The sequence below is a fragment of the Oharaeibacter diazotrophicus genome, assembly GCF_004362745.1.
GTDB lineage: Bacteria > Pseudomonadota > Alphaproteobacteria > Rhizobiales > Pleomorphomonadaceae > Oharaeibacter > Oharaeibacter diazotrophicus.
In genome coordinates this window covers 247,184-271,134 of the sequence record NZ_SNXY01000006.1, presented here as the reverse complement: position 1 = coordinate 271,134, position 23,951 = coordinate 247,184, and the positions used below count along the sequence as shown (strand labels likewise).

Sequence of the window (23,951 nt, the reverse complement as noted above, 5' to 3'; positions counted from 1 at the left end):
GGACCGGACATCATGGATCGTGACTCTCCGACCGTCGCGGCCGACGGCGCGGACCGCTGGGCGGTCTGGCGCGGCCGCCTGCTGATCGCCGCGGCGCTCGCCGCCGTCGCCCTTTCGGTCTTCGCGCTGAACAAGCTGCTGCAGGAGGTCGACTACCAGGACCTCGCCACCGCCATCGTGGCGACGCCGTGGAGCGCGGTGGCGATCGCCGGCGTCTTCACCGCCGTCAGCTTCCTCGCCCTGTCGGTCTACGACCGGCTGGCGCTCGCCTTCGTCGGCCGCGAGTTGCCGCCGCTGCAAGTGGCCCTCGCCAGCTTCTGCGCCTACGCGGTCGGCAACGTCGCCGGCTTCGGCCCGCTCACCGGCGGCACCGTGCGCTACCGCTTCTACGCCCCGCTCGGCGTCGAGCCGGAGGAGATCGCCCGGATCGTCGGCTACGTCACCGTCGCCTTCGGCATCGGCCTCGGATTCGTCGGCTCGCTCGGCATCCTGTTCGCGGACCGCGGCATCGCCCACGTCGCCGGCCTGCCGCCGGTGGTGTTCCGGATCGCCGCGGTGGTGATCCTCGGCGCCATCGCCGCGCTGATCGCCGCCGCCGCGGTCGGCGACGGCCACGTCGTGCTGTTCGGCCGCCGGATCGCCCTGCCCCGGCCGCGCGAGATCCTGATCCAGCTCGGCGCCACCACCGTCGACATCGCCGCCTCGGCGGCGGTGCTGTGGATCCTGCTGCCGGCCGGCCCGGTGTCCTATCCGCTGGTGCTGTCGATCTACGCGGTGGCGATCGGCCTCGGCATCCTCAGCCACGTGCCGGGCGGCGTCGGCGTGTTCGAAGCGACCGTGGTCGCCGGCCTCGGCGGCCGGCTTCCGGTCGAGGGCGTGCTCGGCGCGCTGCTGCTCTACCGCGTCATCTACTACGCCGCGCCGCTCGCGCTCGCCGTCGCCGCGCTGACCGTCACCGAGGTGCGGCGCGCCGCCGGCTCGAACCCGCTGATCGGCCGGGCCACCGGCGCGATGGTGCCGCTGGTGCTCGGCACCATGGCGGTGCTGCTCGGCGCCATGCTGGTGTTCTCCGGCGCGACGCCCGCCCCCGACGAGAAGCTCGACTGGCTGCAGCAGGTGTTCCCGCTGCCGCTGGTGGAGGGCGCGCATTTCCTCGCCAGCGTGCTCGGCATCTTCCTGATCGTCGCCGCCCGCGGCCTCGTGCACCGGCTCGACGGCGCGTGGTGGTTCTCGGTGTTCGTGCTGGCGCTGTCGATCCCGCTGGCGCTGGTCAAGGCGCTGGCGATCGGCGAGGCGCTGCTGCTCGCCGTCCTCTTGGTGGCACTGCTCACGACCCGGCCGATCTTCAACCGCCCGGCCTCGCTGATCCACGACCGGCTGTCGCCGGGTTGGTGGCTGTGCGTCGCCACCGTGCTGGCGGTCGAGGTCGCGATCCTGTTCTTCGTCTACAAGGAGGTCGACTACAGCCACGAGCTCTGGTGGCAGTTCGAGTTCCAGGCGGCAGCCCCGCGCAGCCTGCGGGCCGCGCTCGGCATCGCGCTCGCCGCAGCCGGCGCCGCCGCCTTCCTGTTGACCCGCCCGCCGACGGGCCGGCCGGAGCGGCCCTCCGAGGACGACGTCGAGCGCGCCGCCGTCATCGTCCGCGGCCAGCCGGTGGCCGACGCCTCGCTGGTGATGGTCGGCGACAAGAGCGTGATGTTCTCCGACGACGGCAGCGCCTTCGTGATGTACGGCAAGCGCGGCCGGTCGTGGGTGGCGCTGCTGGACCCGATCGGCGGCACGCCGGCGGCCCGGGCCGAACTGGTCTGGCGCTTCGTCGAGACGGCGCGCCGGCACGGCGGCCGCGCCGTGTTCTACCAGGTGCCGGCCGAGAGCCTCGCGCTCTACGCCGACGCCGGCCTCTCCGCCTTCAAGCTCGGCGAGGAAGCGCGCATCCGCCTCGCCGACTTCACGCTGAAGGGCTCGCGCCGGTCCTCGTTCCGCAATGCCATCAACAAGGCCGAGCGCGACGGCATCACCTTCTCGATCGTGCCGAAGGGCGAGGTCGCGGCCGTGATGCCGCAGTTGCAGGCGATCTCCGACGCCTGGCTCGACGCCCACGCCGTGCGCGAGAAGGGCTTCTCGCTCGGCTCGTTCGAACCGGACTACGTCGCCCGCACCGACGTCGCGCTGCTCCGGCGCGGCGAGGAGGTGCTCGCCTTCGCCAACCTGCTGACCACCGACCTGAAGGAGGAGGCCACCATCGATCTGATGCGCTTCGCTCCCGGCGCCCCCAACGGGGCGATGGAGGTGCTGTTCGCCAAGATCCTGCTGCACTTCCAGGCCGAGGGCTACGCGTGGTTCTCGCTCGGCATGGCGCCGCTGTCGGGCCTGTCCGAGAACCCGGTCGCGCCGCTGTGGCACCGGGTCGGCCGCGCCGCCTTCGACCACGGCGAGGCCTTCTACAATTTCCACGGCCTCAGGGCCTTCAAGTCCAAGTTCGACCCGATCTGGACGCCGCGCTACATGGCGGTGGCCGGCGGCCTCAACCCGGTGCTGGCGCTCGCCGACGTCACCGTGCTGATCAGCGGCGGCCTCAAGGGAGTGATCGCGAAATGAACCTGACGCTCCGCCCCGTCCCCGCCGTGCTGCTCGTCGCCGGCATCGCGGCGGCGGCCGTCGCCGCCGGCGTGCTGCTGCCGGCCGAACCGCTGCCGCAGGCCGACGACCTCGTCATCGCCGAGGTGGTCCGTCCGTTCGAGCCGACCGGCGTCGCCTTCCTGTTCTCGGGCACCGACGGCTGGGGCCTTGCCGAACAGATCGAGGCGCGCGGCCTCGCCACCGGCGGCGCGATCGTCGTCGGCGTCGACCTGAAGAAGACCTTCGCCAAGGCGGAGGCCGGCGCAGCCGACGGCGAATGCGCCTATTTCGTCTCCGACGTCGAGAGCGTCAGCCAGCAACTGCAACGCTCGGCCGGCGGCTCGCTCTACCGCGACCCGGTCGTGCTCGGCGCCGGCGTCGGCGGCACGATGGCGCTCGCCGTCGCGGCGCAGACGCCGGACGCCACCGTCGGCCGCACCGTCGCGGTCGACCCCGGCGCGGCGCTGCCGCTCGAGCGCGAACTCTGCAGCGGCGGCGCGCACCGCCGCGACCCGAACGGCGGCTGGATCTACGGCATGCAGGAGGGTCCACTGCCGGATCCCGTCACCGTGGTCCGCACGCCGGCCGCGCCCGAGGACGGCGTCGCCCACGTCGACGACATCGTCCGCGCCGGCTACGCGCTGAACCTGACCACCAGCGAGCGCACCGCCTCCGCGGCGCTGGTCGAGGCGGGACGGTTCGCGCTCGCCGGGGGCGGCGGCGGCGACGGCCGGCCGCTCGCCGACCTGCCGCTCACCGTGCTGAAAGCCAAGCCCGCCTACGACACCATGGCGATCGTGCTGTCCGGCGACGGCGGCTGGCGCGACATCGACCGCGACCTCGCCAACGTGCTCGCCGAGAAGGGCGTGCCGACGATCGGCCTCGACAGCCTGCGCTACTTCTGGAGCGAGAAGAAGCCGGCGACGGTGGCGGCCGACCTCGGCCGGATCGTCGACACCTACGCCAAGCTCTGGAAGGTCCGGCAGGTCGTGCTGATCGGCTATTCCTTCGGCGCCGACGCGCTGCCGGCGGCTTATCTGCAAATGGCCCCGGAGGTCGCCGCCAAGGTGAAGCTGGTGTCGCTGCTGGCGCTCGCCCCGACCTCCGACTTCGAGATCAAGGTCGGCGGCTGGGTCGGCTTCCAGGGCGACGGCGACCTCACCGCCCCGGACATCGCCAAGATGCCGGCCGGGCTCGTGCAGTGCATCTACGGCTCGGACGACGACGAGACCGCCTGCCCGACCCTCTCGCCCGATCACGTCGAACTCGTGAAGCTCGAGGGCGGCCACCACTTCGATGGCGCCTACGACGTCCTCGCCGACCCGATCCTCGCCCGCCTGAAGCCGAAGCCGGCGGGCTGAGGGATAGCCCGGTCCGGCGGGGGCGGTGTACCCGCTCCCCGCCGACTGCCCTTCCGGAGCGCGCCACTGCGCCACGGGCGCCAACTTCCCGGCGGGAACATTCGTCTCGGTTCCCACGGTGAGAACAATTATTTCAATGGCTTGGTCCGCGAAGGCGGATCATCCACGGGCCAGGGCCCGGCGCTGGCATGCGAGTGTTCCAACGGTCCTTCCCGCGGAAGGACGTGGATGGTCGGCCTCCGCCGACCAAGCCGCAGTTGGGAACGGCGGCTCGAGAACAGAGTAGGTGCGTTCCCATCCGGAGCGGGACGTCGAGGCGGGGGCCTCTCCATCGTCCGGTGTCCGGTCACCCGCAACGAGCCCCCCCAACCCCTGAAAAAGCCAAAGGCGCGGACCCCCTCGGGCCGCGCCTTTCACGTCCGCGGACGTCCTCCGTCCGCCTATCGTCTCCCCGCCGTCAGGCGAAGGCGCCCTCGCCGCGTTCGCGGTGGTGACGGGCGCCCAGCCGGGCGAGCCGGCCGGCCTTGAGGTGCCGCGGGCGCTTCTGCGGGCGGCCGCGCTCGAAGCGCACGTGCGGCAGGCAGTTGCGGTCGGCGTCGATCTGCGCCGCCAACAGCTGGAAGCGCGACCGGAGCGTCACGACGAACAGGGCGAAGCCGGCGAACGCGACGACGGCGAATGCTGCACCGAGCTGCATCAGGTCCATCTCGTCTCTCCTACTCCCCGTCCTTTTCGCCACTCTGGCGACACGGTGGTTAACGCGGCGTTAATTTCCCGGTTCCGTCGCTTACCACCCGAGTAAACTTCCGACCTCGGCTAAATGATGGTTACAGCGCTTGTCATCTTCAAGCGCCATTCACGACTGGTTTATTAGCATCCACAAGAGGCTACTCATCCTTTGGTCGGAACTTTATTGCACCGCAACATCAACTCGCGTCTGCGAGAATAACGAGGTGGCCGCTACGGGGTTCCCCTAGCCTTTCGGAGCCCTCGGACCCGCCGGCTTCGTCTGGCCTGCGTAGAGACCCCGACGCGCCCCGTGCAAACGAAAGGGCCGGCGCTCCGCCCGGAGCGCCGGCCCTTTCCGATTCGCGACCGAAACGGCGTGCCGTCAGCCGAGATAGCCGCCCGAGCGCAGGTACTCGACCACCTGCTCGGCGAGTTCCTCGGCCGGGCGCGTCGTGGTGTCGAGCACGAGTTCGGCGTTCTCCGGCGCCTCGTAGGGGCTGTCGATGCCGGTGAAGTTCTTGATCTTGCCCTCGCGCGCCTTGCGGTAGAGGCCCTTCGGGTCGCGCGTCTCGGCCACCGCGAGCGGGGTGTCGACGTAGACCTCGACGAACTCGCCGGCCTCGACCAGTTCGCGCGCCATCCGGCGTTCCGAGCGGAACGGCGAGATGAACGACACCAGCACGATCAGGCCGGCGTCGACGAACAGCTTGGCCGCCTCGGCGACGCGGCGGATGTTCTCGACGCGGTCGGCGTCGGTGAAGCCGAGGTCCTTGTTGAGGCCGTGGCGGACGTTGTCGCCGTCGAGCGTGTAGGTGTGGCGGCCGATCGAGTGCAGGCGCTTCTCGACCAGGTTGGCCACCGTCGACTTGCCGGCGCCCGACAGGCCGGTGAACCACAGGATCACCGGCTTCTGGAGCTTGGCCTCGGCGCGCGACGCCTTGGTGACGTCGAGCGCCTGCCAGTGCACGTTGGTGGCCCGGCGCAGGCCGAAGTCGACCATGCCGGCACCGACCGTCAGGTTGGACAGGCGGTCGATGACGATGAAGGCGCCGGTGTCGTGGTTCTGGCCGTAGGGATCGAAGGCGATCGGCTCGGACAGCGCGACGTTGACCACCGCGACCTCGTTGAGGTGCAGGTCCTTGGCGGCGAGCTTGTTGAAGGAGTTGACGTCGATCTTGTGCTTGATCTCCGTCACCTGCCCCGCGACCGTCTTGGTGCCGATCTTGATCAGGTAGGGCCGGCCCGGCAGCAGCGCCTCGTCGGCCATCCAGATCAGGTGGGCGGCGAACTGGTCGGAGACCTCGGGCCGGTTGTCGGGCGTGGTCAGCACGTCGCCGCGCGAGATGTCGACCTCGTCGGCCAGCGTGATGGTGACCGCCTCGCCGGCGCTCGCCTCGGCCTTGTCGCCGTCGTAGGTGACGATCGCCTTCACCGTCGAGGCGCGGCCGGACTTGGCCACCACGATCGGGTCGCCGGGCCGCACGGTGCCCGAGGCGATGGTGCCGGCGAAGCCGCGGAAGTCGAGGTTCGGGCGGTTGACCCACTGCACCGGCATGCGGAACGGCTTGGCGAGCGCGTCGTCGGCGACGTTGACCGTCTCGAGGTGCTCGACCAGCGTCGGGCCGTCGTACCAGGGCATGTTCGTGCCCTTGTCGAGCACGTTGTCGCCGAAGCGGGCCGACAGCGGGATCGGCACGAAGGTCTCGAAGCCGAAGCCGGCGGCGAACTCGCGGTAGCTGTCGACGATGCCGTCGAAGACTTCCTTGGAGTAGTTGACGAGGTCGATCTTGTTGACCGCCAGCACCACGTGGCGGATGCCGAGCAGCGAGACGATGAAGGAGTGCCGGCGCGTCTGGGTCAGCAGGCCGTGGCGGGCGTCGACCAGGATGACGGCGAGGTCGGAGTTCGACGCGCCGGTCGCCATGTTGCGGGTGTACTGCTCGTGGCCGGGCGTGTCGGCGACGATGAACTTGCGCCGGTCGGTGGCGAAGAAGCGGTAGGCGACGTCGATGGTGATGCCCTGCTCGCGTTCGGCCTCGAGGCCGTCGACCAGGAGGGCGAAGTCGATGTCCTCGCCGACGGTGCCGTGCTTCTTGGAATCGCGCTCCAGCGAGCGGAGCTGGTCCTCGAACAGCAGCTTGGTGTCGTAGAGCAGCCGCCCGATCAGGGTGGACTTGCCGTCGTCGACGGAGCCGCAGGTGAGGAAGCGCAGCAGGCTCTTCTTCTCGTGGCGGGCGAGGTAGTCGGTGAAGGCACCGACGTCGAGTTGTTCGAGCGCGCTCATCAGAAGTAGCCCTCCTTCTTCTTCTTCTCCATCGAGGCGGACTCGTCGTGGTCGATCAGGCGACCCGAGCGCTCGGAGGTGCGGGCGAGCAGCATCTCGCGGACGATCTCGGGCAGGCTCGCCGCCGGGCTCTCGATGGCGCCGGTGAGCGGGTAGCAGCCGAGGGTGCGGAAGCGGATCAGCCGGTTCTCCGGCGTCTCGCCGGGCTTCAGCGGCAGACGGTCGTCGTCGACCATGATCAGCATGCCGTCGCGGTCCACCACCGGCCGCTCGGCGGCGTAGTAGAGCGGGACGATCGGTATGTTCTCGAGCAGGATGTACTGCCAGATGTCGAGCTCGGTCCAGTTCGACAGCGGGAAGACGCGGATCGATTCGCCCTGGCGGACGCGCGCGTTGTAGAGCTTCCAGAGTTCCGGGCGCTGGTTCTTCGGGTCCCAGGCGTGGGTCTCGGTGCGGAAGGAGAAGATGCGCTCCTTGGCGCGGCTCTTCTCCTCGTCGCGGCGGGCCCCGCCGAAGGCGGCGTCGAAGCCGTACTTGGTCAGCGCCGCCTTGAGCGCCTCGGTCTTCATGACGTTGGTGTAGAAGGACGATCCGTGGTCGAACGGATTGACGTTCTTCTCGACGCCGTCCTGGTTGGTGTGCACGATCAGGTCGAGCCCGAGCCGCGCCGCCGTCTCGTCGCGGAAGCGCACCATCTCGCGGAACTTCCACGTGGTGTCGATGTGCATCAGCGGGAAGGGAGGCTTGGCCGGGTGGAACGCCTTCATCGCCAGATGAAGCATCACCGAGGAGTCCTTGCCGATCGAATACAGCATGACCGGATTCTTGAACTCCGCCGCCACCTCCCGAATGATGAAGATGGATTCGGCTTCGAGACGCTTCAGGTGCGTCAGTCGGTCCGTGGACACGTGCGGTTCATCCTCGCCGCAGGCTGGCCGTATGTGCGCGGGCGTCTTGCGGCCCTCGGCCCGCGCGGGTTCGATCGTGTGGCCGCGACGCGACCGAAGCCGACACATAGCCGCGCCCGCGGCGTCGGAATAGAGCCGAACACCCTGTCGGCACCCCGAAACGGGAAAAATTATTGCTTTGGCGGCGATCAGGTCACGGGCCCGCCGCGCCGGACCGAACGCGTCCGGGTGCGCCGCCGCCGGATCGCCTCGCCGAGCCGGGCCATCGCCGGCCGCCGACGCACCGCGCCCGCCGGGCCGAGCCGGGCCTCGAGGGCGTAGGTGCGGGCCCGGAGGTCCTCGACCAGCGCGCGCCGGTCGCCGCCGGCGGCGAGTTCCTCGAACGGGATCGGCTCGCCGATCGCCACCGGCAGCCGCGTGCCGATGCGGTCGCGGACCTCCTTGAAGATCAGCGACAGCCTGAGCGCGGCGTGGACGTGGCTGGCGATCTGGAACAGCCGGCTGTTCTGGCCGGCGAAGAACACCGGCACCACGCTCGCCTTCGCCCGGTGGATCAGCTGGGCGACGAAGGGCTGCCAGGGCGCGTCGACCGCGCGCTTGCGCCCGAGACGGTCCGGCGCCGTCGAGATGCCGCCGGCCGGGAACACCACCACGCAGCCGCCGGCGTCGAGATGGCGGCGCGCCGCCTCGCGGGTGGCGAGGTTGGTGGCGAGCGCCTCCGGCGTGCCGGCGAAGTCGACCGGCAGCAGGTAGGGCCGCACCTCGGGCGCACGCAACAGCACCGCGTTCGTCAGCACGAGGAAGTCGGAGCGGACCTTCTCGACGATCCAGGCGATCGCGAGGCCGTCGAGCACGCCGTAGGGGTGGTTGGCCACCACGACCAGCGGCCCCTGCCGCGGCACCGCCGCGAGGGCGTCGGGGTCGATGTCGACGTCGATCTCGAGGCGGCGCAGCGCCGACTGGAAGAAGCTCTCGCCGGCGACCTGCTCGGCGCGGTGGGCGAGGTAGAGCCGCTTCAGCCGGGGCTGGCCGGTGGCCTTCTCGATCAGGCGGATCAGCCGCCGCTTCAGCGGGGGGAAAGTCGGGTCGGCGTAGCTGAAGAGCAGGTCGTCCATCACGGCGCCTCGGTCGGGAGTCGCAATCCTTCCCATCGCGATTACGACGGATCGGCGAACATCGTGTGACGACGGATTGAAAGCCGAGTCAACGGCGGGGCGGCGCGGTCGAGCCGCGCACCACCAGTTCGACCGGCCAGACCTCCTGCAGCGTCTCGGCGCTCTCGCCCTGCATGCGCGCCAGCGCCATCTCGGCGACGCGGGCGCCGGCGGCGCGGATCGAGGAGCGGGTGGTCGTCAGCGGCGGCAGCATCTGGTCGGCCCGGAAGGCGGGCATGTCGTCGTCGTGGACGATCAGCGAGAGGTCGTCGGGCACGGCGACGCCAGCCTCGGCGGCGGCGCGCAGCACGCCGTGGCCGACCAGGATCGAGGAGCCCAGCACCGCCGTCGGCGGATCCGCCTCGGCGAGCGCGGCACGGGCGAAGCGGTAGCCGTTCTCCGCCGTCATCGCGCCGGCGTACCAGAGCTGGTCGTCGGGCGAAATGCCGGCGGCGGCGAGCGCGCGCTCCATGCCGCGGCGACGGTCGGCGGCGAAGGTCATGCGCTCGTCGCCGTTGATCAGGGCGATGCGGCGGTGGCCGAGCTGGGTCAGGAAGCGCACCGCCTGGAAGAAGGCGTCCTCGTTGTCGATGTCGAGGAAGGCGACCGGACGCTCGAAATGCGAGCGTCCGTGCACCACGGCGGGAAAACCGAGGCGCTGCACCAGCTCGACGCGGGGGTCGTCGATCATCGGGCCGGACAGGATCACCGCGTCGACCGTGCCGTTGCGGGCGAGGCGGGCGTAGGTGTCGATCTCCTGCTCGGCTGTGGTCGGGCTGATCAGGATGTCGAAGTTCGAGCGCACCGCCGTCTCGGAGACGCCGGCGAGGAAGTCGACGAACAGCGGGTCCATCAGGACGTTGCGCTCGACCGGGAACACCATGCCGAGGGCGTAGGCCTTGCCGGTCGCGAGCCGGCGCGCGGCCGGACTCGGGCGGTAGCCGGTCTCCTCGGCCGCCTGCAGCACCCGCAGCCGCGTCGCCTCGCTGACCTCCGGATAGCCGTTCAGGGCACGGCTCACCGTCGTCTGCGACAGCCCCAGGTGGGCCGACAGTTCCTTGAGATTCATCGCCATCGGGTCGTGGTCTGTCAAAACGCTTTGAGTGGGCGCCGCGGCGCGTGGGAATCCGTCGCGGCGCGAAACGAGTGCGCCGCGGTCGTCATGATAGGCCACGGCGAAGGGGCGGAAAACCGTAATCTCCGTGGGCACGCTCCCCACTTCGGCGGGCACGACCCGATGCGCACCGCTTGACATCGCGAAGCCGGCGCGACAAGATGACCGCATTCAAAGCGCTTTGACGTTCCGAGCGCACACGTCCCTCCACACGGCGACACCGCTCGCCGGGCGCGGCGGGGCATCGAGGGGGGAGCTTCGATCGAGCCCGTGGCGGGCGAGAATGCCGGCACGACGACGCCGCCGCGTGCATTTCGGCACGTGAGCGGAACCTCGGGCTGTGCCGGGCGTTCGGAAACGGCTACGATCGGGACGAGGGGTGTCAAAGCGGTTTGGCGGTGAGGAGACGGACGCCGGGCGCTTTGTCGGAGGCAGGAAACGGGAGGATACGGATGAAGACGCGCCTTCTCACCGGACTGGCGGCCTGTGCGGTCGCCTTCGCGACACCGGCGCTCGCCGAGCTCAAGTTCAAGCCGGGCGAGGATTCCAAGTTCCACTGGGCCGACTACGAGGCCCTGCAGAAGGTCGACCTCAAGGGCGAGACGCTGACCGTGTTCGGTCCGTGGCGCGGCGCCGACGAGGACCTCGTCCAGAGCGTGCTCGAGTATTTCCGCACGGCCACCGGCGCCGACGTGAAATACGCCTCGTCCGAGAACTACGAGCAGCAGATCGTCATCGACACCCAGGCCGGTTCGCCGCCGAACATCGCGATCCTGCCGCAGCCCGGCCTGATCGCCGACCTCGCGGCCAAGGGCCTGCTCGCCCCGCTCGGCGACGACGTCGCCGCCTTCGTGCGCGACAACTACGGCGCCGGCCAGTCCTGGGTCGACCTCGGCACCTACAACGACAAGGACGGCACGAAGAAATACTTCGCCTTCCCGTACAAGGCCGACGTCAAGAGCCTCGTCTGGTACGTGCCCGAGAACTTCGAGGACGCCGGCTACGAGGTGCCGAAGACCATGGAGGACCTGCAGGCCCTCACCGACAAGATCGTCGCCGACGGCGGTACGCCGTGGTGCATCGGTCTCGGTTCCGGCGGCGCCACCGGCTGGCCGGCGACCGACTGGGTCGAGGACCTGATGCTGCGCACGGCGAGCCCCGAGACCTACGACAAGTGGACCACCAACGAGATCCCGTTCACGGATCCGGCCGTGGTCAACGCCATCGAGATCTTCGGCTCCTTCGCCAAGACCGACAAGTACGTCGACGGCGGCGCCGCGGCGGTGGCCTCCACCGACTTCCGCGACAGCCCGAAGGGCCTCTTCTCGACCCCGCCGAAGTGCTACCTGCACCGGCAGGCCTCGTTCATCCCGTCCTTCTTCCCCGAGGGCACCAAGCTCGGCGAGGACGTCGACTTCTTCTACCTGCCGCCCTACGCCTCCAAGCCCGAGCTCGGCACCCCCGTCCTCGGCGCCGGCACCCTGGTCTCGATCACCAAGGACAGCAAGGCGGCGCGCGCGTTCGTCAAGTTCCTGGAGACGCCGCTGGCGCACGAGCTCTGGATGGCGCAGTCGGGCTTCGTGACGCCGTTCAAGGGCGCCAACGTCGAGGCCTACGGCAGCGAGGCGCTGCGCAAGCAGGGCGAGATCCTTGCCAACGCCTCGACCTTCCGCTTCGATGGCTCGGACCTGATGCCCGGCAAGATCGGCGCCGGCGCGTTCTGGACCGGCATGGTGGACTTCGTCGGCGGCAAGTCGGCGGCGGACACGGCTGCCGAGATCCAGAAGGCGTGGGACGCCATCAAGTAAGTGATCCCGAACCCGCCAGGGGGCCGACGCCGGTGTCGGCCTCCCGAGCGGGGGAGGCGCGCCCCGATCGGGCGCCGGCCGAGCGGCCGTGACCCGTGCGGACGTTCGGCGTCCGCGGAAACGGGCGGCCGCTCGGACATCACACGGCCTGAACGAGCGGGCACGGTGCCGCCTCGGATCCCGCCACGGGGTCCGGGATCGGTGCCCCACGACCGCGCGCCTCCCGGAAAGGGGGCGTCACACGAGGGGGGTCGCCATGTTGGAGCAGCTCGGATCCGCGCTCGTCACCGTCGTCCTCGGCGTCGGCGGTTGCGTCGCCTATTTCTACGGCAGCAATTTCCTGCTCGACCGGCTGTTCCCGGCCGAGGGCCGCGACGGCGTCTACCGGCCGCGCAACCTCAAGGTCCAGTCCTGGGTCCGGCCCTGGCTGTTCCTGGGGCCGGCGCTGCTCCTCCTGACGATCTACCTCGTCTATCCGATCGTCGAGACGCTGTGGCTGTCGGTGCACGACCGCACCGGCGACGCCTTCGTCGGCGGCGCGAACTACGCCTGGGCCTTCTCGGACCCGCAGTTCCGCCAGTCGATCTTCAACAACGTGCTGTGGCTCCTGGTGGTGCCGGCGGCCTCGACCTTCTTCGGCCTCGTGATCGCGGTGCTGACCGACCGGATCTGGTGGGGCAACATCGCCAAGAGCCTGGTGTTCATGCCGCTGGCGATCAGCTTCGTCGGCGCGTCGGTGATCTGGAAGTTCGTCTACGACTACCGCGGCGAGGGCCAGGAGCAGATCGGCCTCCTCAACGCCATCGTCACCGCGCTCGGCGGCGACCCGCAGGTTTGGATCGCCCTGCCCTTCTGGAACAACTTCTTCCTGATGGTGATCCTGGTCTGGATCCAGACCGGTTTCGCCACGGTGATCCTGGCCGCCGCCCTGCGCGGCGTGCCGGAGGACACCATCGAGGCCGCCGTGATCGACGGCGCCAACCCGTTCCAGACCTTCTTCTACATCGTCGTGCCGCAGATCACCGGCACCATCCTCGTGGTGTGGACCACCATCACCGTGCTGGTGCTGAAGGTGTTCGACATCGTGCTGACGATGACCAACGGCCAGTGGAACACCATCGTGCTCGCCAACCTGATGTTCGACTGGATGTTCCGCGGCGGCGGCGACTTCGGCCGCGGCGCGGCGATCGCGGTGATCATCATGGTGGCGGTGATCCCGATCATGGTCTGGAACATCCGCCGGGCGCAGCAGGAAGCGGGAGGGCACTGAGATGGCCGTCGCCAAGTCGCTGAAACCCGGGCGGATCGTCCTCCACCTCGCCGTTCTCCTGATCGTGGCGCTGTGGACGCTGCCGACGGCGGGCCTGTTCATCTCGTCGCTGCGCGACAAGGACCAGATCGCCGCCACCGGCTGGTGGACCGCGCTGACCACCTCGACCAGCAACGCCGTCGGCCGCCTGAAGGGGTCGGCCGACCAGCAGCAGCAGCCGGACGGGCGCTACGCCATCACCGGCAACCTGTTCGAGGAAGGCGCGACCGGCACCGTCACCGCCTTCGGCATCCGCGTCCAGAACCCGGCCGCCTACGCCGCCGGCACCACCGCCGACCTCGGCGACGGCGGCACGCTCACCGTGAACGCCGACGGCGGCTACGTGCAGACGTCGCCGACGGCCTTCACCGAGGAGCGCGGCCGGCGCGTCTTCTACGTCCAGGCGACGCCGCCGCGCTTCACGCTCGAGAACTACCAGCGGGTGCTGTTCTCGGAGGGCATCGGACGCTCGTTCGTCAACTCGCTGACGGTGACCATTCCGGCGACGCTGATCCCGATCCTGATCGCGGCCTTTGCCGCCTACGCCTTGTCCTGGATGCGAATTCCCGGGCGCAACTACCTGATCGCGCTGGTGGTCGGCCTCTTGGTCGTGCCGCTGCAGATGTCGCTGATCCCGCTCCTCAAGCTCTACAACGAGGTCGGCTCGGCCTTCGGGGTGCCCTCCAAGACCTACCTCGGCATCTGGCTCGCCCACACCGGCTTCGGCCTGCCGCTGGCGATCTACCTGTTGCGCAACTACATCGCCGGCCTGCCCAAGGACCTGATCGAGTCCGCCCAGATCGACGGCGCGTCGGATTTCTGGATCTTCCGCAAGATCGTGCTGCCGCTGTCCTTGCCGGCGCTGGCGTCCTTCGCGATCTTCCAGTTCCTGTGGGTGTGGAACGATCTGCTGGTCGCCATCGTCTTCCTGGGGTCCGGCGCCGACGAGCTGGTCCTGACGGGCAAGCTCAACGCCCTGCTCGGCTCGCGCGGCGGCAACTGGGAGATCCTCACGGCCTCGGCCTTCGTCACCATCGTGGTGCCGTTGATCGTGTTCTTCTCCCTGCAACGCTACTTCGTCCGCGGCCTGTTGGCCGGCTCCGTGAAAGGCGGCTGATTCCGATGCACGATCCGAAGGCGCTCACCACCTCCGCCACCGTCCTGCCCGCCCACGAGGCGGACGCCGACTGGTGGCGCGGGGCGGTGATCTACCAGATCTATCCGCGCTCGTTCCAGGACTCCAACGGCGACGGCATCGGCGACCTGCCGGGGGTCACCGCCCGCCTGCCCTATCTCGCCGACCTCGGGGTCGACGCGATCTGGCTGTCGCCCTTCTTCACCTCGCCGATGAAGGACTTCGGCTACGACGTCTCGAACTATTGCGACGTCGACCCGATCTTCGGCACCCTCGGCGACTTCCAGGCGCTGACCGCCGAGGCGCACCGGCTCGGCATCAAGGTGATCATCGACCAGGTGATCTCGCACACCTCGGACATGCATCCCTGGTTCGTCGAATCGCGCCTCAACACCACCAACGCCAAGGCGGACTGGTACATCTGGGCCGATTCCGCGCCCGACGGCACCGCGCCGAACAACTGGCTGTCGGTGTTCGGCGGTCCGGCCTGGGAGTGGGACAGCCGGCGCTGCCAGTACTACATGCACAACTTCCTGACCTCGCAGCCCGACCTCAACTTCCACAACCCGGAGGTCCGCAAGGCGGTGCTCGACGTGCTCCGCTTCTGGCTGGAGCTCGGCGTCGACGGCTTCCGCCTCGACACCGTCAACTACTACTTCCACGACGCCGAGTTGCGCTCCAACCCGCCGGCGCCGACCGACGGCCCCGCCGGCAACGACGCCCCGGCGGTCAATCCCTACGGCCGGCAGGTCCACCTCTACGACAAGAGCCGGCCGGAGAACCTCGACTTCCTGAAGGAACTTCGCTCCGTCCTCGACGAGTTCCCCGGCACCACCGCCATGGGCGAGGTCGGCGAGGGCTCGCGCGCCATCGAGATCATGGCCGCCTACACCGCCGGCGGCGACAAGCTGCACATGTGCTACAGCTTCGACCTGCTCGGCGACGGCTACGGCAAGACCTTCTTCGAGACCACCATCGGCCGCTACGAGGCGAGCCAGGGCGGCTGGCCGTGCTGGGCCTTCTCGAACCACGACGTGCCGCGCTGGGCGAGCCGCTTCCTGCCCTACGCCGCCGATCCGCTGCGCATGCAGAAGCTCGTTTCGTCGCTGCTCCTGTCCTTCCGCGGCTCGGTCTGCCTCTACGAGGGCGAGGAACTCGGCCTCGGCGAGGCCAGCCTCACCTACGACGACCTCGTCGACCCCTACGGCATCCGCTTCTGGCCGGAGTTCAAGGGCCGCGACGGCTGCCGCACGCCGATGGTCTGGCTGGCCGACGCGCCGCACGGCGGCTTCTCCGAGGGCAAGCCGTGGCTGCCGGTGCCGGCCGATCACCTGCCGCTGGCCGCCGACCGTCAGGTCGGCGTCGAGGGTTCGCTCCACGAGCACTACAAGCGCTTCCTCGCCTTCCGCCGCGAGACGGCGCCGCTGCGCGAGGGGACCATCGAGTTCCTGCCGGCCGAGGGCGACGTCATGGCCTTCGTGCGCCGGACGGGCGCCGACGCCGTCCTCTGCGTCTTCAACTTCGGCCACGAAGCCGCGACGTTCCCGCTGCCGGCGGGGATGGCGCCGGAGGCGGTCGACCTCGGCTTCGGCTCGGTCGCCGACGCCGACGCCGTGACGCTCGGGCCCGAGGACGCCTTCTTCGGCCGCATCGCCGTCGCCGGCGAGGCGACCTGAGCGCACGACGAGACACGAGAGAAACGAGGCCGGGATCCCGTTCGGGATCCCGGGAAGACAGGAACGGGATCCCTGGGGGAGCGACGCCGATGGCCAGCCTGAAGCTCACGAACGTGGTGAAGTCCTACGGCGCCGTGAAGGTGCTGCACGGCATCGACCTCGACATCCGCACCGGCGAGTTCGTGGTGTTCGTCGGGCCGTCGGGCTGCGGCAAGTCCACCCTGCTCAGGATGATCGCCGGCCTCGAGGACATCTCGTCGGGCACGCTCGAAATCGGTGGACAGGTGGTCAACGACCTGCCGCCGGCCCGGCGCGGCATCGCGATGGTGTTCCAGTCCTACGCGCTCTACCCGCACATGACCGTCTACGACAACATGGCCTTCAGCCTGAAGCTGCAGGGCGCGCCGGCCGAGGAGCTCGACCGTCGCGTCCGCGAGGCGGCGGAGATGCTGCAGATCACCCAGTATCTCGCCCGCCTGCCGAAGCAGCTCTCCGGCGGCCAGCGCCAACGCGTGGCGATCGGCCGGGCGATCGTGCGCAATCCCAAGGTCTTCCTGTTCGACGAGCCGCTGTCGAACCTCGACGCGGCGCTGCGCGTCGCCACCCGCATCGAGATCGCCAAGCTGCACGAGCGGATGGCGAACACCACGATGATCTACGTCACCCACGACCAAGTCGAGGCGATGACGCTCGCCGACCGCATCGTCGTGCTCAACGGCGGCCGGATCGAGCAGGTCGGCACCCCGATGGAACTCTACCACACCCCCGACAACCTGTTCGTCGCCCGCTTCATCGGCTCGCCGGCCATGAACGTGGTGCCGGCGAAGATCGAGTCCGCCGGTTCGCCGGCGCGGATCTCCACGCCCGGATCGGCCGCCCCCTTCGAGGTGCCCGCCGTGGTGCCGGCGGCGGCGGCCGGCGCGCCGGCCTCCTTCGGCGTCCGCCCCGAGGACCTTTCGCTCACCGACGGCACCGGCCTCTTCCGCGGCCGCGTCACCATCGTCGAGCGGCTCGGCGAGAACACCCTGCTCTACGTCGACACCGGCGCCGGCGAGCCGATCGTCGCCAAGGTGCCCGGCACCGCCCCGGTCGAGCGCGGCGCCACCGTCGCACTGACGGCGCCGGTCGAGCGCACCCACCTGTTCGGCGCCGACGGCCGGGCGTTCCAGCGCCTGAGGACCGCGCTCGCGGCCTGACCGGCCGCGACCTTCCGTCCCGCCACGTTACCGAACGTTCACTTGAGCGGCCGGGCAGAACGTCCCGATGATCCCCGCGCGCCCCGAGGAAGGCGCATCAATCCGGGGAGGATACCCAATGTCCGTGCTGACGAGGGTCGCGCTGGTCGCGGCCGGGTTCGCCGTGGTCGCGTCGCCCGCATTCGCGGTCGACGCCAAGTACCGCGTCGAAGACAAGGCCATCACCGCCGACGGCGTCTGGAAGGCGATCGGCGACTTCTGCGGCATCGCCAACTGGCATCCGGCCGTCGCCAAGTGCGAGCTCGGCGAGCGTGACGGTGCCAAGATCCGCACGCTGACGCTCGCGGGCGGCGGCGGCACGATCGTCGAGAAGCTGGTGGAGTGGGACGACGCCAAGCACTCCTACACCTACGCCATCCTGGAGCCGGGCCCGCTGCCGGTCGCCAACTACACCTCGACGCTCTCCACCAAGGAGGACGACGACGGCGGCGCCGGCATCAAGTGGACCGGCAAGTTCGACGCCGCCGCCGGCGCGACCGACGAGGCCGCCAAGGAGGCGATCGAGGGCGTCTACAAGGCCGGCGTCGACGCGCTGTTCGCCAAGGTGAAGTCGGGCAGCTGATCCCGGCACCGGGAACGCTCCGGCCGCGACGGCGGCCGGCTGTCCCGTTCCGGCACGGATGCGTGCGGAACGGGTCTTGCTCCGGGGCCCCGCGGGGGCCTCGGAGTCGGATCATGGATCGCCGCGCATTTCTCTACGGGACGGTCGCGAGCATCGGCACGGCCCTGATGTTCACGCCGGCACGCTCGGATTCCACGGCGCGGATCGAACTCGCGGACCTGCGCGGGTCGCTCGCCGGCGGCGACGCCGCCTACGCGCCCTCGGGCAACGGCGACCAGTCGGCGATGATGCAGCAGGCGATGGACCGCGCCGCCGCCGCCGGCAAGCCGCTCTACCTGCCGCCCGGCCGCTACGAACTCTCCAACGTGGTGCTGCCGAGCCGGCTGAAGCTCGTCGGCGTGCCCGGCGAGAGCCGCCTCGTCTACACCGGCGGCGGAACCCTGCTGACGGCTGTCGGCGGCTCGTCGATCGGCCTCGACGGCATCGTGCTCGACGGCGCCAACCGCGCGCTCGACGACGGCGTACCGGCGCTGCTGCACCTCTCCGGCGTCTCCGACCTCTCGATGACCCGCTGCGAAGTGGTCGGCAGCTCGCGCCACGCGGTGGCGCTCGAGAAGGTCTCGGGCAGCCTGACCGCCAACCGGATCACCGGCGCCCGCGAGGCGGGGCTGTGGAGCGTCGACGCGCGCGGGCTCGAGATCGCCGGCAACACCGTCTCCGACTGCGGCGACGGCGGCATCCTGGTGCACCGCTGGGAGGCCGGCGAGGACGGCACCATCGTCGCGCGCAACCGGGTCGAGCGGATCGAGGCCCGCTCCGGCGGCACCGGCCAGAACGGCAACGGCATCAACGTGTTCCGGGCCGGCGGCGTGATCGTTTCGGACAACCGGGTCGCCGACTGCGCCTTCAGCGCGATCCGCTCCAACTCCGGCAGCAACGTCCAGATCACCGGCAACCAGTGCCTGCGCTCCGGCGAGACCGCGATCTACTCCGAGTTCGGCTTCGAGGGCGCGCTGATCGCCAGCAACGTGGTCGACGGCGCCTCGGTCGGCATCTCGGTCGCCAACTTCAACGAGGGCGGCCGGCTCGCGGTCGTCTCCGGCAACATCGTGCGCAACCTCCGCCACGGCGCGCCCTACCCCGACGAATACGGCCTCGACTTCGGCATCGGCATCTCGGTCGAGGCCGACACCACCGTCTCGGGCAACGTGATCGACGGCGCGCCGAGCGTCGCGATCCTGATGGGCTGGGGGCCCTATCTGCGCAACGTCGTCGCCAGCGGCAACATGATCCGCGACGCCGAGGTCGGCATCGGCGTCAGCGTCGTCGAGGGCGCGGGGTCGGTGGTGATTTCCGGCAACGTGATCTCGGACGTCCGCTCCGGCGCGGTGCGCGGGATGCGTTGGGCCGAGTTCCAGACCGGCGACCTAGCCCTCGGCGAGACCCGCTTCCCCCACGTGACGGTGAGCGAGAACAGCCTCGGTTGAGGGTGGACGCGACATTTCTCCGTGTGGCCCCGACACAAATCGGCCATTGGCGGCGTTCATGTAGCTGAACGGCCGCGCCATGCTTCGTTCAGGCCCCCGGCCCTAGTTTCCGTGTGAGCCGGACGGGCCCGAACAGGGCGTCGGCCGACAGACCGGGATGGAGATCCAGAACCATGAATCGCTTCGTCGCCACGATCGCCCTCGCCGCGACCCTCGCCACGCCGGCCCTCGCCGCCGACGACACCGCCAAGGTGTCGCGCAACGACACGGTCTCGGGCGGCCAGGTCGCCGGTGGCTCGACCCGCGCCACGGAGTCGACCGTCGGCACCCAGCGCATCGTCGGCGGTGCCGCGGGCAGCAACGTCCGCGTCGCGCTCGTCTACGACTACCAGTACGGCGTGGTCCGCAGCTACGGCGCCTACTCGATGCGCCGTCCGGCCAACACCGTCGGCATCTACTGCATCCGCCCGACCTCGCTCGGCAGCACGGCGATCAACGCTTCGGTGCCGGTCGTCGCGGCCGACTACGGCCGCAGCGGCGGCGGCACCGCGGTGACCGCGTCGCTGCGCACCACGACCTACTGCAACGCCAACGAATACGGCATCTACACGATGCGCGAGGTGAGCGGCACCTACGTCGCTTCCGGCAACGTCGGCTTCAACTTCATCGTCCCCTGATCGGCGGACGACCCCACGACACGGGAACGGCCCCGGCGGCGACGCCGGGGCCGTTTCGTTTCGGCACGCTGCGGGCGACTCAGTCCGGCCGTGCCGCCGACAGGTCGGCGGCGACGCGCAAGCCCCCGCAGAGTTCACCCGCCCAACTGCGGATCTCCGGCGCCGCGAGGCGATCGAGCGTGGCGCGGGCGGGATCGTCGGCGTCGAGGCCGAGCAGTTCGATCAGCAACGCCGCCGTCACCGCCTCGGAGGCGCGCGCGGCGCCGTCGTCGATCTTGACGGCGAGGCCGAGGCCGCGCCCGGGGATCGCCGCGGTGAACACGCCCTCGGCGCCGGTCTTTACGAAGGTACGTCCGCCGAGCGCCGCCATCGCGTCGGTGCAGAAGCGGCCGGTGCCGGCCACCATGAAGGGCTCGGCCATGGCGGCGTCGCGCAGGCGCGTGCAGGCGCGCGCGCGCTCCGGCGACAGCCCCTCGCCGGTGACGAAGCGGGCGAAGCCGCGCGCCATCGCCGCGATCGGGATCGCGAAGGTCGGGATCGAGCAACCGTCGGTGCCGCAGACGTCGGCGCCGTGGGCGGCGCCCGTCATCGCCTCGACCGCGGCGACGACCTCGCGCATCAGCGGATGGTCGGGGCGGTTGTAACCGGCGGGATCGACACCCATCTGCACGGCCGCGCAAAGGAAGCCGGCGTGCTTGCCCGAGCAGTTGTTGTGGATGCGGCCGGCCGGCGCGCCCATGCGGTGCAGCCGCGCCTTGTCCGCCTCGCGCTGCGGCCAATGGGCGCCGCAGGCGAGGCAGCCCTCGTCGAGACCGGCCTTCGCCAGCATCGACCGCGCCATGGCCACGTGGCCCTCCTCGCCGTTGTGCGAGGACACCGCGAGGGCGAGTTCGCGATCGCCGAAACCGAAGCGGTCGGCGGCGCCGGACTCCATCAACGGCAGGGCCTGGAACGCCTTCACCGCCGAGCGCGGGAAGGCCGGGCGCTCGACGTCGCCGACGGCGAACACCGTCCGCCCGGCGGCGTCCATCACCGCGATCGCGCCGCGATGGCGGCTCTCCACCACGTCGCCGCGGGTGACGTCGACCAGTACCGGATTTGCCATACCCTGCTCCCGTCCCGAACGGTCCAGCCGATAGCACGGACCGCCGGCGGGGAGAACCGGCGCGGGTGACGCGGGCGGGCGCACTCAGCGCAGGATGCGGAACGGCCCCGTGACCTCGTCCGGATCCGGCACGGTCACGACGACGGCCCGGACCAGCGCGCCGCGCGGGCCCTCGGCACAGGCCGCCAGCATGGCGTCGACGGCCGCGGGATCGCCGGAGAACACCGCCTCGACCCGGCCGTCGGAGAGGTTGCGGACGGAGCCGGCGAGACCGAGCGCCGTGGCGCGGCGCTCGGTCCAGGCGCGATAGCCGACGCCCTGGACCCGGCCCTCGATCAGGACCCGGACCGAGCGGCGGCCGGCGGTCACGCGAACTCCAGGATGACGGCGTCGACGGCGAGGCTGTCGCCGGGCTTGGCGTTGACCACCTTGACGACGCCGTCGCGCTCGGCGCGCAGCACGTTCTCCATCTTCATCGCCTCGACCACCGCCAGCGTCTCGCCGGCCTTGACGTCCTGGCCGGCCGTCACCGCGATCGAGACCACCAGACCCGGCATCGGGCAGAGCAGGTACTTCGACATGTCCGGCGGCGTCTTCTCCGGCATCAACGCGTCGAGCTTGGCGGTCGGCGGCAGCATGGCGCGGGCGTAGGTGACGACGCCGCGCCAGGACAGCTGCATGCCGGCCGCGGCCGGGCGCACCTGCACCGCGACCTCGTCGTCGCCGATCCGGGCGTGCCACAGCGGCTCGCCGGGGCGCCAGTCGGACGACACCGTCGAGCGGTGGCCGTCGAGCAGCACGTCGATCTCGAGCGGCACCGAGGCGTAGCCCTCGGGCACCTCGACGGCGATCTGCTCGCGGCCGAGCCGGACCACCCACTCGGAGCGCCACTTGCCGGAATGCGGCTTCAGGCGGTCGGAGTGGTGGTCGAGGCGCTCCTTGCGGACCATCTCCATCGACAGCGCGGCGATGGCGAGCACGCGGCGCGCCTCCTCGTCGAGCGGGCGGCCGGAGAAGCCGTCGGGATACTCCTCCTTGATGAAGCCGGTCGAGAGGTTGCCCGAGCGCCAGCGCGGATGCTGCATCAGCGCGGTCAGGAACGGGATGTTCGGCTGGATGCCGTCGATCACGAACTCGTCGAGGGCCTCGGCCTGGGCGTCGATGGCGGCGAGGCGGGTCGGCCCGTGGGTCACCAGCTTGGCGATCATCGGGTCGTAGAACATCGAGATCTCGGAGCCCTCGGTGACGCCGGTGTCGTTGCGCACCGTGACGTCGTCCTCGCGCAGGCCCTCCGCCGGCGGGCGGTACTTCACGAGACGGCCGGTCGAGGGCAGGAAGTTGCGGTAGGGATCCTCGGCGTAGACGCGGCTCTCCACCGCCCAGCCGTCGATCTTGACGTCGGCCTGCGTGATCGAGAGCTTCTCGCCGGCGGCGACGCGGATCATCTGCTCGACGAGGTCGATGCCGGTGATCAGTTCGGTCACCGGATGCTCGACCTGCAGGCGGGTGTTCATCTCGAGGAAGAAGAACGAGCGGTCCTGGCCGGCGACGAACTCGACCGTGCCGGCGCTGTCGTAGCCGACCGCCTTGGCGAGGGCGACCGACTGCTCGCCCATCGCCTTGCGGGTGGCGGCGTCGAGCAGCGGCGACGGCGCCTCCTCGATGACCTTCTGGTTGCGGCGCTGGATCGAGCATTCGCGCTCGTTCAGGTAGATCACGTTGCCGTGCTTGTCGCCGAGCAGCTGGATCTCGATGTGGCGCGGGTTGACGATGAACTTCTCGATGAAGACGCGGTCGTCGCCAAAGCTCGCCGCCGCCTCGGACTTGGCGCGCACGAAGCCCTCGGCCGCCTCGGCCGGGTTCCAGGCGATGCGCATGCCCTTGCCGCCGCCGCCGGCGGAGGCCTTGATCATCACCGGATAGCCGATCTCGTCGGAGACCCGCACCGCGTCCTCGGGCGTCGCGATGACGTCGAGGTTGCCCGGCACGGTCGAGACGCCGGCCTTGGCGGCGTAGATCTTCGACTGGATCTTGTCGCCCATGGCGTCGATCGCGTTGGGGTTCGGACCGATGAAGACGATGCCCTCGGCCGACAGCGCGCGCGGGAAGGCGGCCCGCTCGGACAGGAAGCCGTAGCCGGGGTGGACCGCCTCGGCGCCGGTCTGCTTGCAGGCGGCCACGATCTTGTCGATCAGCAGGTAGGACTGCGCGGCCGGCGGCGGGCCGATGTGGACGGCCTCGTCGGCCATCTCGACGTGGACGGCGTCGCGGTCGGCGTCGGAGAAGACCGCCACCGTCTTGATGCCCATCCGCCGCGCGGTCTTGATGACGCGACAGGCGATTTCACCGCGGTTGGCGATCAGGATCTTGGAGAACATGATCTTGGACTGCCCGCCTTTTTTGGAATTCGTTCGGTAGGTCGGCCCTGTTTACGGACAACCCGACGATCCCACAATTCAGCCATAGGGCTGATGCCCTCATCCATGGCGTCGCAGGCCGCGGATCCGCGGCCGGACGGACGGTGGCGCGGCGGCGACGCGTCCGCGCGCGCCGCCGGCCGTGCCGACCCCGGCCCGATGGAATGAACACCATTCTCTGTCGTTCTTGTGTCTCATAGGCCGTGTTTTCGCCACGGAGCGAAGTCGTCCGAAAGGTGTAGCGCCAGCATCTCCGCATCCCCTCGCCGTGGCGACATCCCGCAATCGGACGCAACGCTTTCCCGGCTTCGGCGTTGTTAGGACCGAGGGGGTTTCGACATGGAGTTGGA

The 23,951-nt window shown here is 70.1% G+C and carries 18 protein-coding genes; 10 read left to right on the top strand and 8 right to left on the bottom strand.

Going from position 1 to position 23,951, the window contains the following annotated elements; all coding sequences use genetic code 11:
- The first annotated feature begins 12 nt into the window (after positions 1 to 12).
- Together mprF and EDD54_RS01420 are read left to right on the top strand one after the other, a co-directional pair.
- Positions 13 to 2,598: a bifunctional lysylphosphatidylglycerol flippase/synthetase MprF gene (gene mprF / locus EDD54_RS01425; protein WP_165644637.1), complete on the top strand. Its 2,586-nt coding sequence runs from the start codon at positions 13 to 15 to the stop codon at positions 2,596 to 2,598.
- Positions 2,595 to 3,980, top strand: coding sequence for a virulence factor family protein (locus tag EDD54_RS01420; protein ID WP_126537267.1), 1,386 nt, complete (start codon positions 2,595 to 2,597; stop codon positions 3,978 to 3,980). The genes mprF and EDD54_RS01420 overlap by 4 nt, the downstream gene beginning before the upstream one ends.
- Positions 3,981 to 4,437: 457 nt before the next feature.
- Here EDD54_RS01420 and EDD54_RS01415 read toward each other — a convergent pair whose 3' ends face one another.
- The 5 genes from EDD54_RS01415 to EDD54_RS01395 all read right to left on the bottom strand — a co-directional run bounded on the left by EDD54_RS01415 (position 4,438) and on the right by EDD54_RS01395 (position 10,130).
- Entirely contained in the window at positions 4,438 to 4,686 is a 249-nt protein-coding gene (locus EDD54_RS01415; RefSeq protein ID WP_126537269.1) for a hypothetical protein, read from the bottom strand.
- Between the two features lie 405 nt (positions 4,687 to 5,091).
- Positions 5,092 to 6,993 carry a sulfate adenylyltransferase subunit CysN gene (gene cysN / locus EDD54_RS01410; protein WP_126537271.1) on the bottom strand — a complete coding sequence of 634 codons (1,902 nt, stop codon included), beginning with the start codon at positions 6,991 to 6,993 and terminating at the stop codon, positions 5,092 to 5,094.
- The gene (cysD, locus tag EDD54_RS01405) at positions 6,993 to 8,009 is read right to left on the bottom strand and encodes a sulfate adenylyltransferase subunit CysD (protein ID WP_126537273.1); all 1,017 of its coding nucleotides are present in this window, start codon (positions 8,007 to 8,009) and stop codon (positions 6,993 to 6,995) included. Before cysD ends, cysN begins: the two co-directional genes overlap by 1 nt.
- A gap of 80 nt (positions 8,010 to 8,089) precedes the next feature.
- Positions 8,090 to 9,016 carry a lysophospholipid acyltransferase family protein gene (locus EDD54_RS01400; protein WP_166653419.1) on the bottom strand — a complete coding sequence of 309 codons (927 nt, stop codon included), beginning with the start codon at positions 9,014 to 9,016 and terminating at the stop codon, positions 8,090 to 8,092.
- 88 nt (positions 9,017 to 9,104) lie between these two features.
- Positions 9,105 to 10,130: a LacI family DNA-binding transcriptional regulator gene (locus EDD54_RS01395; RefSeq protein WP_207620249.1), complete on the bottom strand. Its 1,026-nt coding sequence runs from the start codon at positions 10,128 to 10,130 to the stop codon at positions 9,105 to 9,107.
- A 491-nt stretch (positions 10,131 to 10,621) separates the two neighbouring features.
- Here EDD54_RS01395 and EDD54_RS01390 point away from each other — a divergent pair, with 491 nt between their 5' ends.
- The 8 genes from EDD54_RS01390 to EDD54_RS01355 all read left to right on the top strand — a co-directional run bounded on the left by EDD54_RS01390 (position 10,622) and on the right by EDD54_RS01355 (position 20,079).
- On the top strand, positions 10,622 to 11,977 hold the full coding sequence (locus tag EDD54_RS01390; protein WP_126537277.1) for an ABC transporter substrate-binding protein: 1,356 nt from the start codon (positions 10,622 to 10,624) through the stop codon (positions 11,975 to 11,977).
- Positions 11,978 to 12,236: 259 nt separating this feature from the next.
- The gene (locus tag EDD54_RS01385) at positions 12,237 to 13,247 is read left to right on the top strand and encodes a carbohydrate ABC transporter permease (protein WP_207620251.1); all 1,011 of its coding nucleotides are present in this window, start codon (positions 12,237 to 12,239) and stop codon (positions 13,245 to 13,247) included.
- A gap of 1 nt (position 13,248) precedes the next feature.
- A complete protein-coding gene (locus tag EDD54_RS01380) occupies positions 13,249 to 14,403 on the top strand; it encodes a carbohydrate ABC transporter permease (RefSeq protein WP_126537281.1) in 1,155 nt (384 codons plus the stop codon).
- 5 nt (positions 14,404 to 14,408) lie between these two features.
- Positions 14,409 to 16,097 carry an alpha-glucosidase family protein gene (locus tag EDD54_RS01375; protein ID WP_126537283.1) on the top strand — a complete coding sequence of 563 codons (1,689 nt, stop codon included), beginning with the start codon at positions 14,409 to 14,411 and terminating at the stop codon, positions 16,095 to 16,097.
- 89 nt (positions 16,098 to 16,186) lie between these two features.
- A complete protein-coding gene (locus EDD54_RS01370; protein ID WP_126537285.1) occupies positions 16,187 to 17,293 on the top strand; it encodes an ABC transporter ATP-binding protein in 1,107 nt (368 codons plus the stop codon).
- 118 nt (positions 17,294 to 17,411) lie between these two features.
- On the top strand, positions 17,412 to 17,915 hold the full coding sequence (locus EDD54_RS01365) for an SRPBCC family protein (RefSeq protein ID WP_207620250.1): 504 nt from the start codon (positions 17,412 to 17,414) through the stop codon (positions 17,913 to 17,915).
- 110 nt (positions 17,916 to 18,025) lie between these two features.
- Positions 18,026 to 19,402, top strand: coding sequence for a TIGR03808 family TAT-translocated repetitive protein (locus tag EDD54_RS01360; protein WP_425374987.1), 1,377 nt, complete (start codon positions 18,026 to 18,028; stop codon positions 19,400 to 19,402).
- Positions 19,403 to 19,575: 173 nt separating this feature from the next.
- Positions 19,576 to 20,079, top strand: coding sequence for a hypothetical protein (locus tag EDD54_RS01355; protein WP_126537289.1), 504 nt, complete (start codon positions 19,576 to 19,578; stop codon positions 20,077 to 20,079).
- A 79-nt stretch (positions 20,080 to 20,158) separates the two neighbouring features.
- Here EDD54_RS01355 and EDD54_RS01350 read toward each other — a convergent pair whose 3' ends face one another.
- The 3 genes from EDD54_RS01350 to EDD54_RS01340 all read right to left on the bottom strand — a co-directional run bounded on the left by EDD54_RS01350 (position 20,159) and on the right by EDD54_RS01340 (position 23,562).
- A complete protein-coding gene (locus EDD54_RS01350; RefSeq protein WP_126537291.1) occupies positions 20,159 to 21,184 on the bottom strand; it encodes an asparaginase in 1,026 nt (341 codons plus the stop codon).
- An 84-nt stretch (positions 21,185 to 21,268) separates the two neighbouring features.
- Positions 21,269 to 21,553: an acylphosphatase gene (locus EDD54_RS01345; RefSeq protein WP_126537293.1), complete on the bottom strand. Its 285-nt coding sequence runs from the start codon at positions 21,551 to 21,553 to the stop codon at positions 21,269 to 21,271.
- Positions 21,550 to 23,562 carry an acetyl-CoA carboxylase biotin carboxylase subunit gene (locus EDD54_RS01340; RefSeq protein ID WP_126537295.1) on the bottom strand — a complete coding sequence of 671 codons (2,013 nt, stop codon included), beginning with the start codon at positions 23,560 to 23,562 and terminating at the stop codon, positions 21,550 to 21,552. Before EDD54_RS01340 ends, EDD54_RS01345 begins: the two co-directional genes overlap by 4 nt.
- Between the last annotated feature and the right edge of the window lie 389 nt (positions 23,563 to 23,951).

Bases quoted from the DNA above. Each gene is read 5' to 3' on its own strand.
- EDD54_RS01355 (WP_126537289.1), top strand. From the start codon at position 19,576: ATGAATCGCTTCGTCGCCACGATCGCCCTCGCCGCGACCCTCGCCACG.
- EDD54_RS01380 (WP_126537281.1), top strand. From the start codon at position 13,249: ATGGCCGTCGCCAAGTCGCTGAAACCCGGGCGGATCGTCCTCCACCTC.
- EDD54_RS01420 (WP_126537267.1), top strand. From the start codon at position 2,595: ATGAACCTGACGCTCCGCCCCGTCCCCGCCGTGCTGCTCGTCGCCGGC.
- EDD54_RS01415 (WP_126537269.1), bottom strand. From the start codon at position 4,686: ATGGACCTGATGCAGCTCGGTGCAGCATTCGCCGTCGTCGCGTTCGCC.
- EDD54_RS01375 (WP_126537283.1), top strand. From the start codon at position 14,409: ATGCACGATCCGAAGGCGCTCACCACCTCCGCCACCGTCCTGCCCGCC.
- EDD54_RS01395 (WP_207620249.1), bottom strand. From the start codon at position 10,130: ATGGCGATGAATCTCAAGGAACTGTCGGCCCACCTGGGGCTGTCGCAG.
- EDD54_RS01390 (WP_126537277.1), top strand. From the start codon at position 10,622: ATGAAGACGCGCCTTCTCACCGGACTGGCGGCCTGTGCGGTCGCCTTC.
- cysD (WP_126537273.1), bottom strand. From the start codon at position 8,009: ATGTGTCGGCTTCGGTCGCGTCGCGGCCACACGATCGAACCCGCGCGG.
- EDD54_RS01400 (WP_166653419.1), bottom strand. From the start codon at position 9,016: ATGGACGACCTGCTCTTCAGCTACGCCGACCCGACTTTCCCCCCGCTG.
- mprF (WP_165644637.1), top strand. From the start codon at position 13: ATGGATCGTGACTCTCCGACCGTCGCGGCCGACGGCGCGGACCGCTGG.
- EDD54_RS01350 (WP_126537291.1), bottom strand. From the start codon at position 21,184: ATGGCAAATCCGGTACTGGTCGACGTCACCCGCGGCGACGTGGTGGAG.
- EDD54_RS01340 (WP_126537295.1), bottom strand. From the start codon at position 23,562: ATGTTCTCCAAGATCCTGATCGCCAACCGCGGTGAAATCGCCTGTCGC.
- EDD54_RS01365 (WP_207620250.1), top strand. From the start codon at position 17,412: ATGTCCGTGCTGACGAGGGTCGCGCTGGTCGCGGCCGGGTTCGCCGTG.
- EDD54_RS01370 (WP_126537285.1), top strand. From the start codon at position 16,187: ATGGCCAGCCTGAAGCTCACGAACGTGGTGAAGTCCTACGGCGCCGTG.
- cysN (WP_126537271.1), bottom strand. From the start codon at position 6,993: ATGAGCGCGCTCGAACAACTCGACGTCGGTGCCTTCACCGACTACCTC.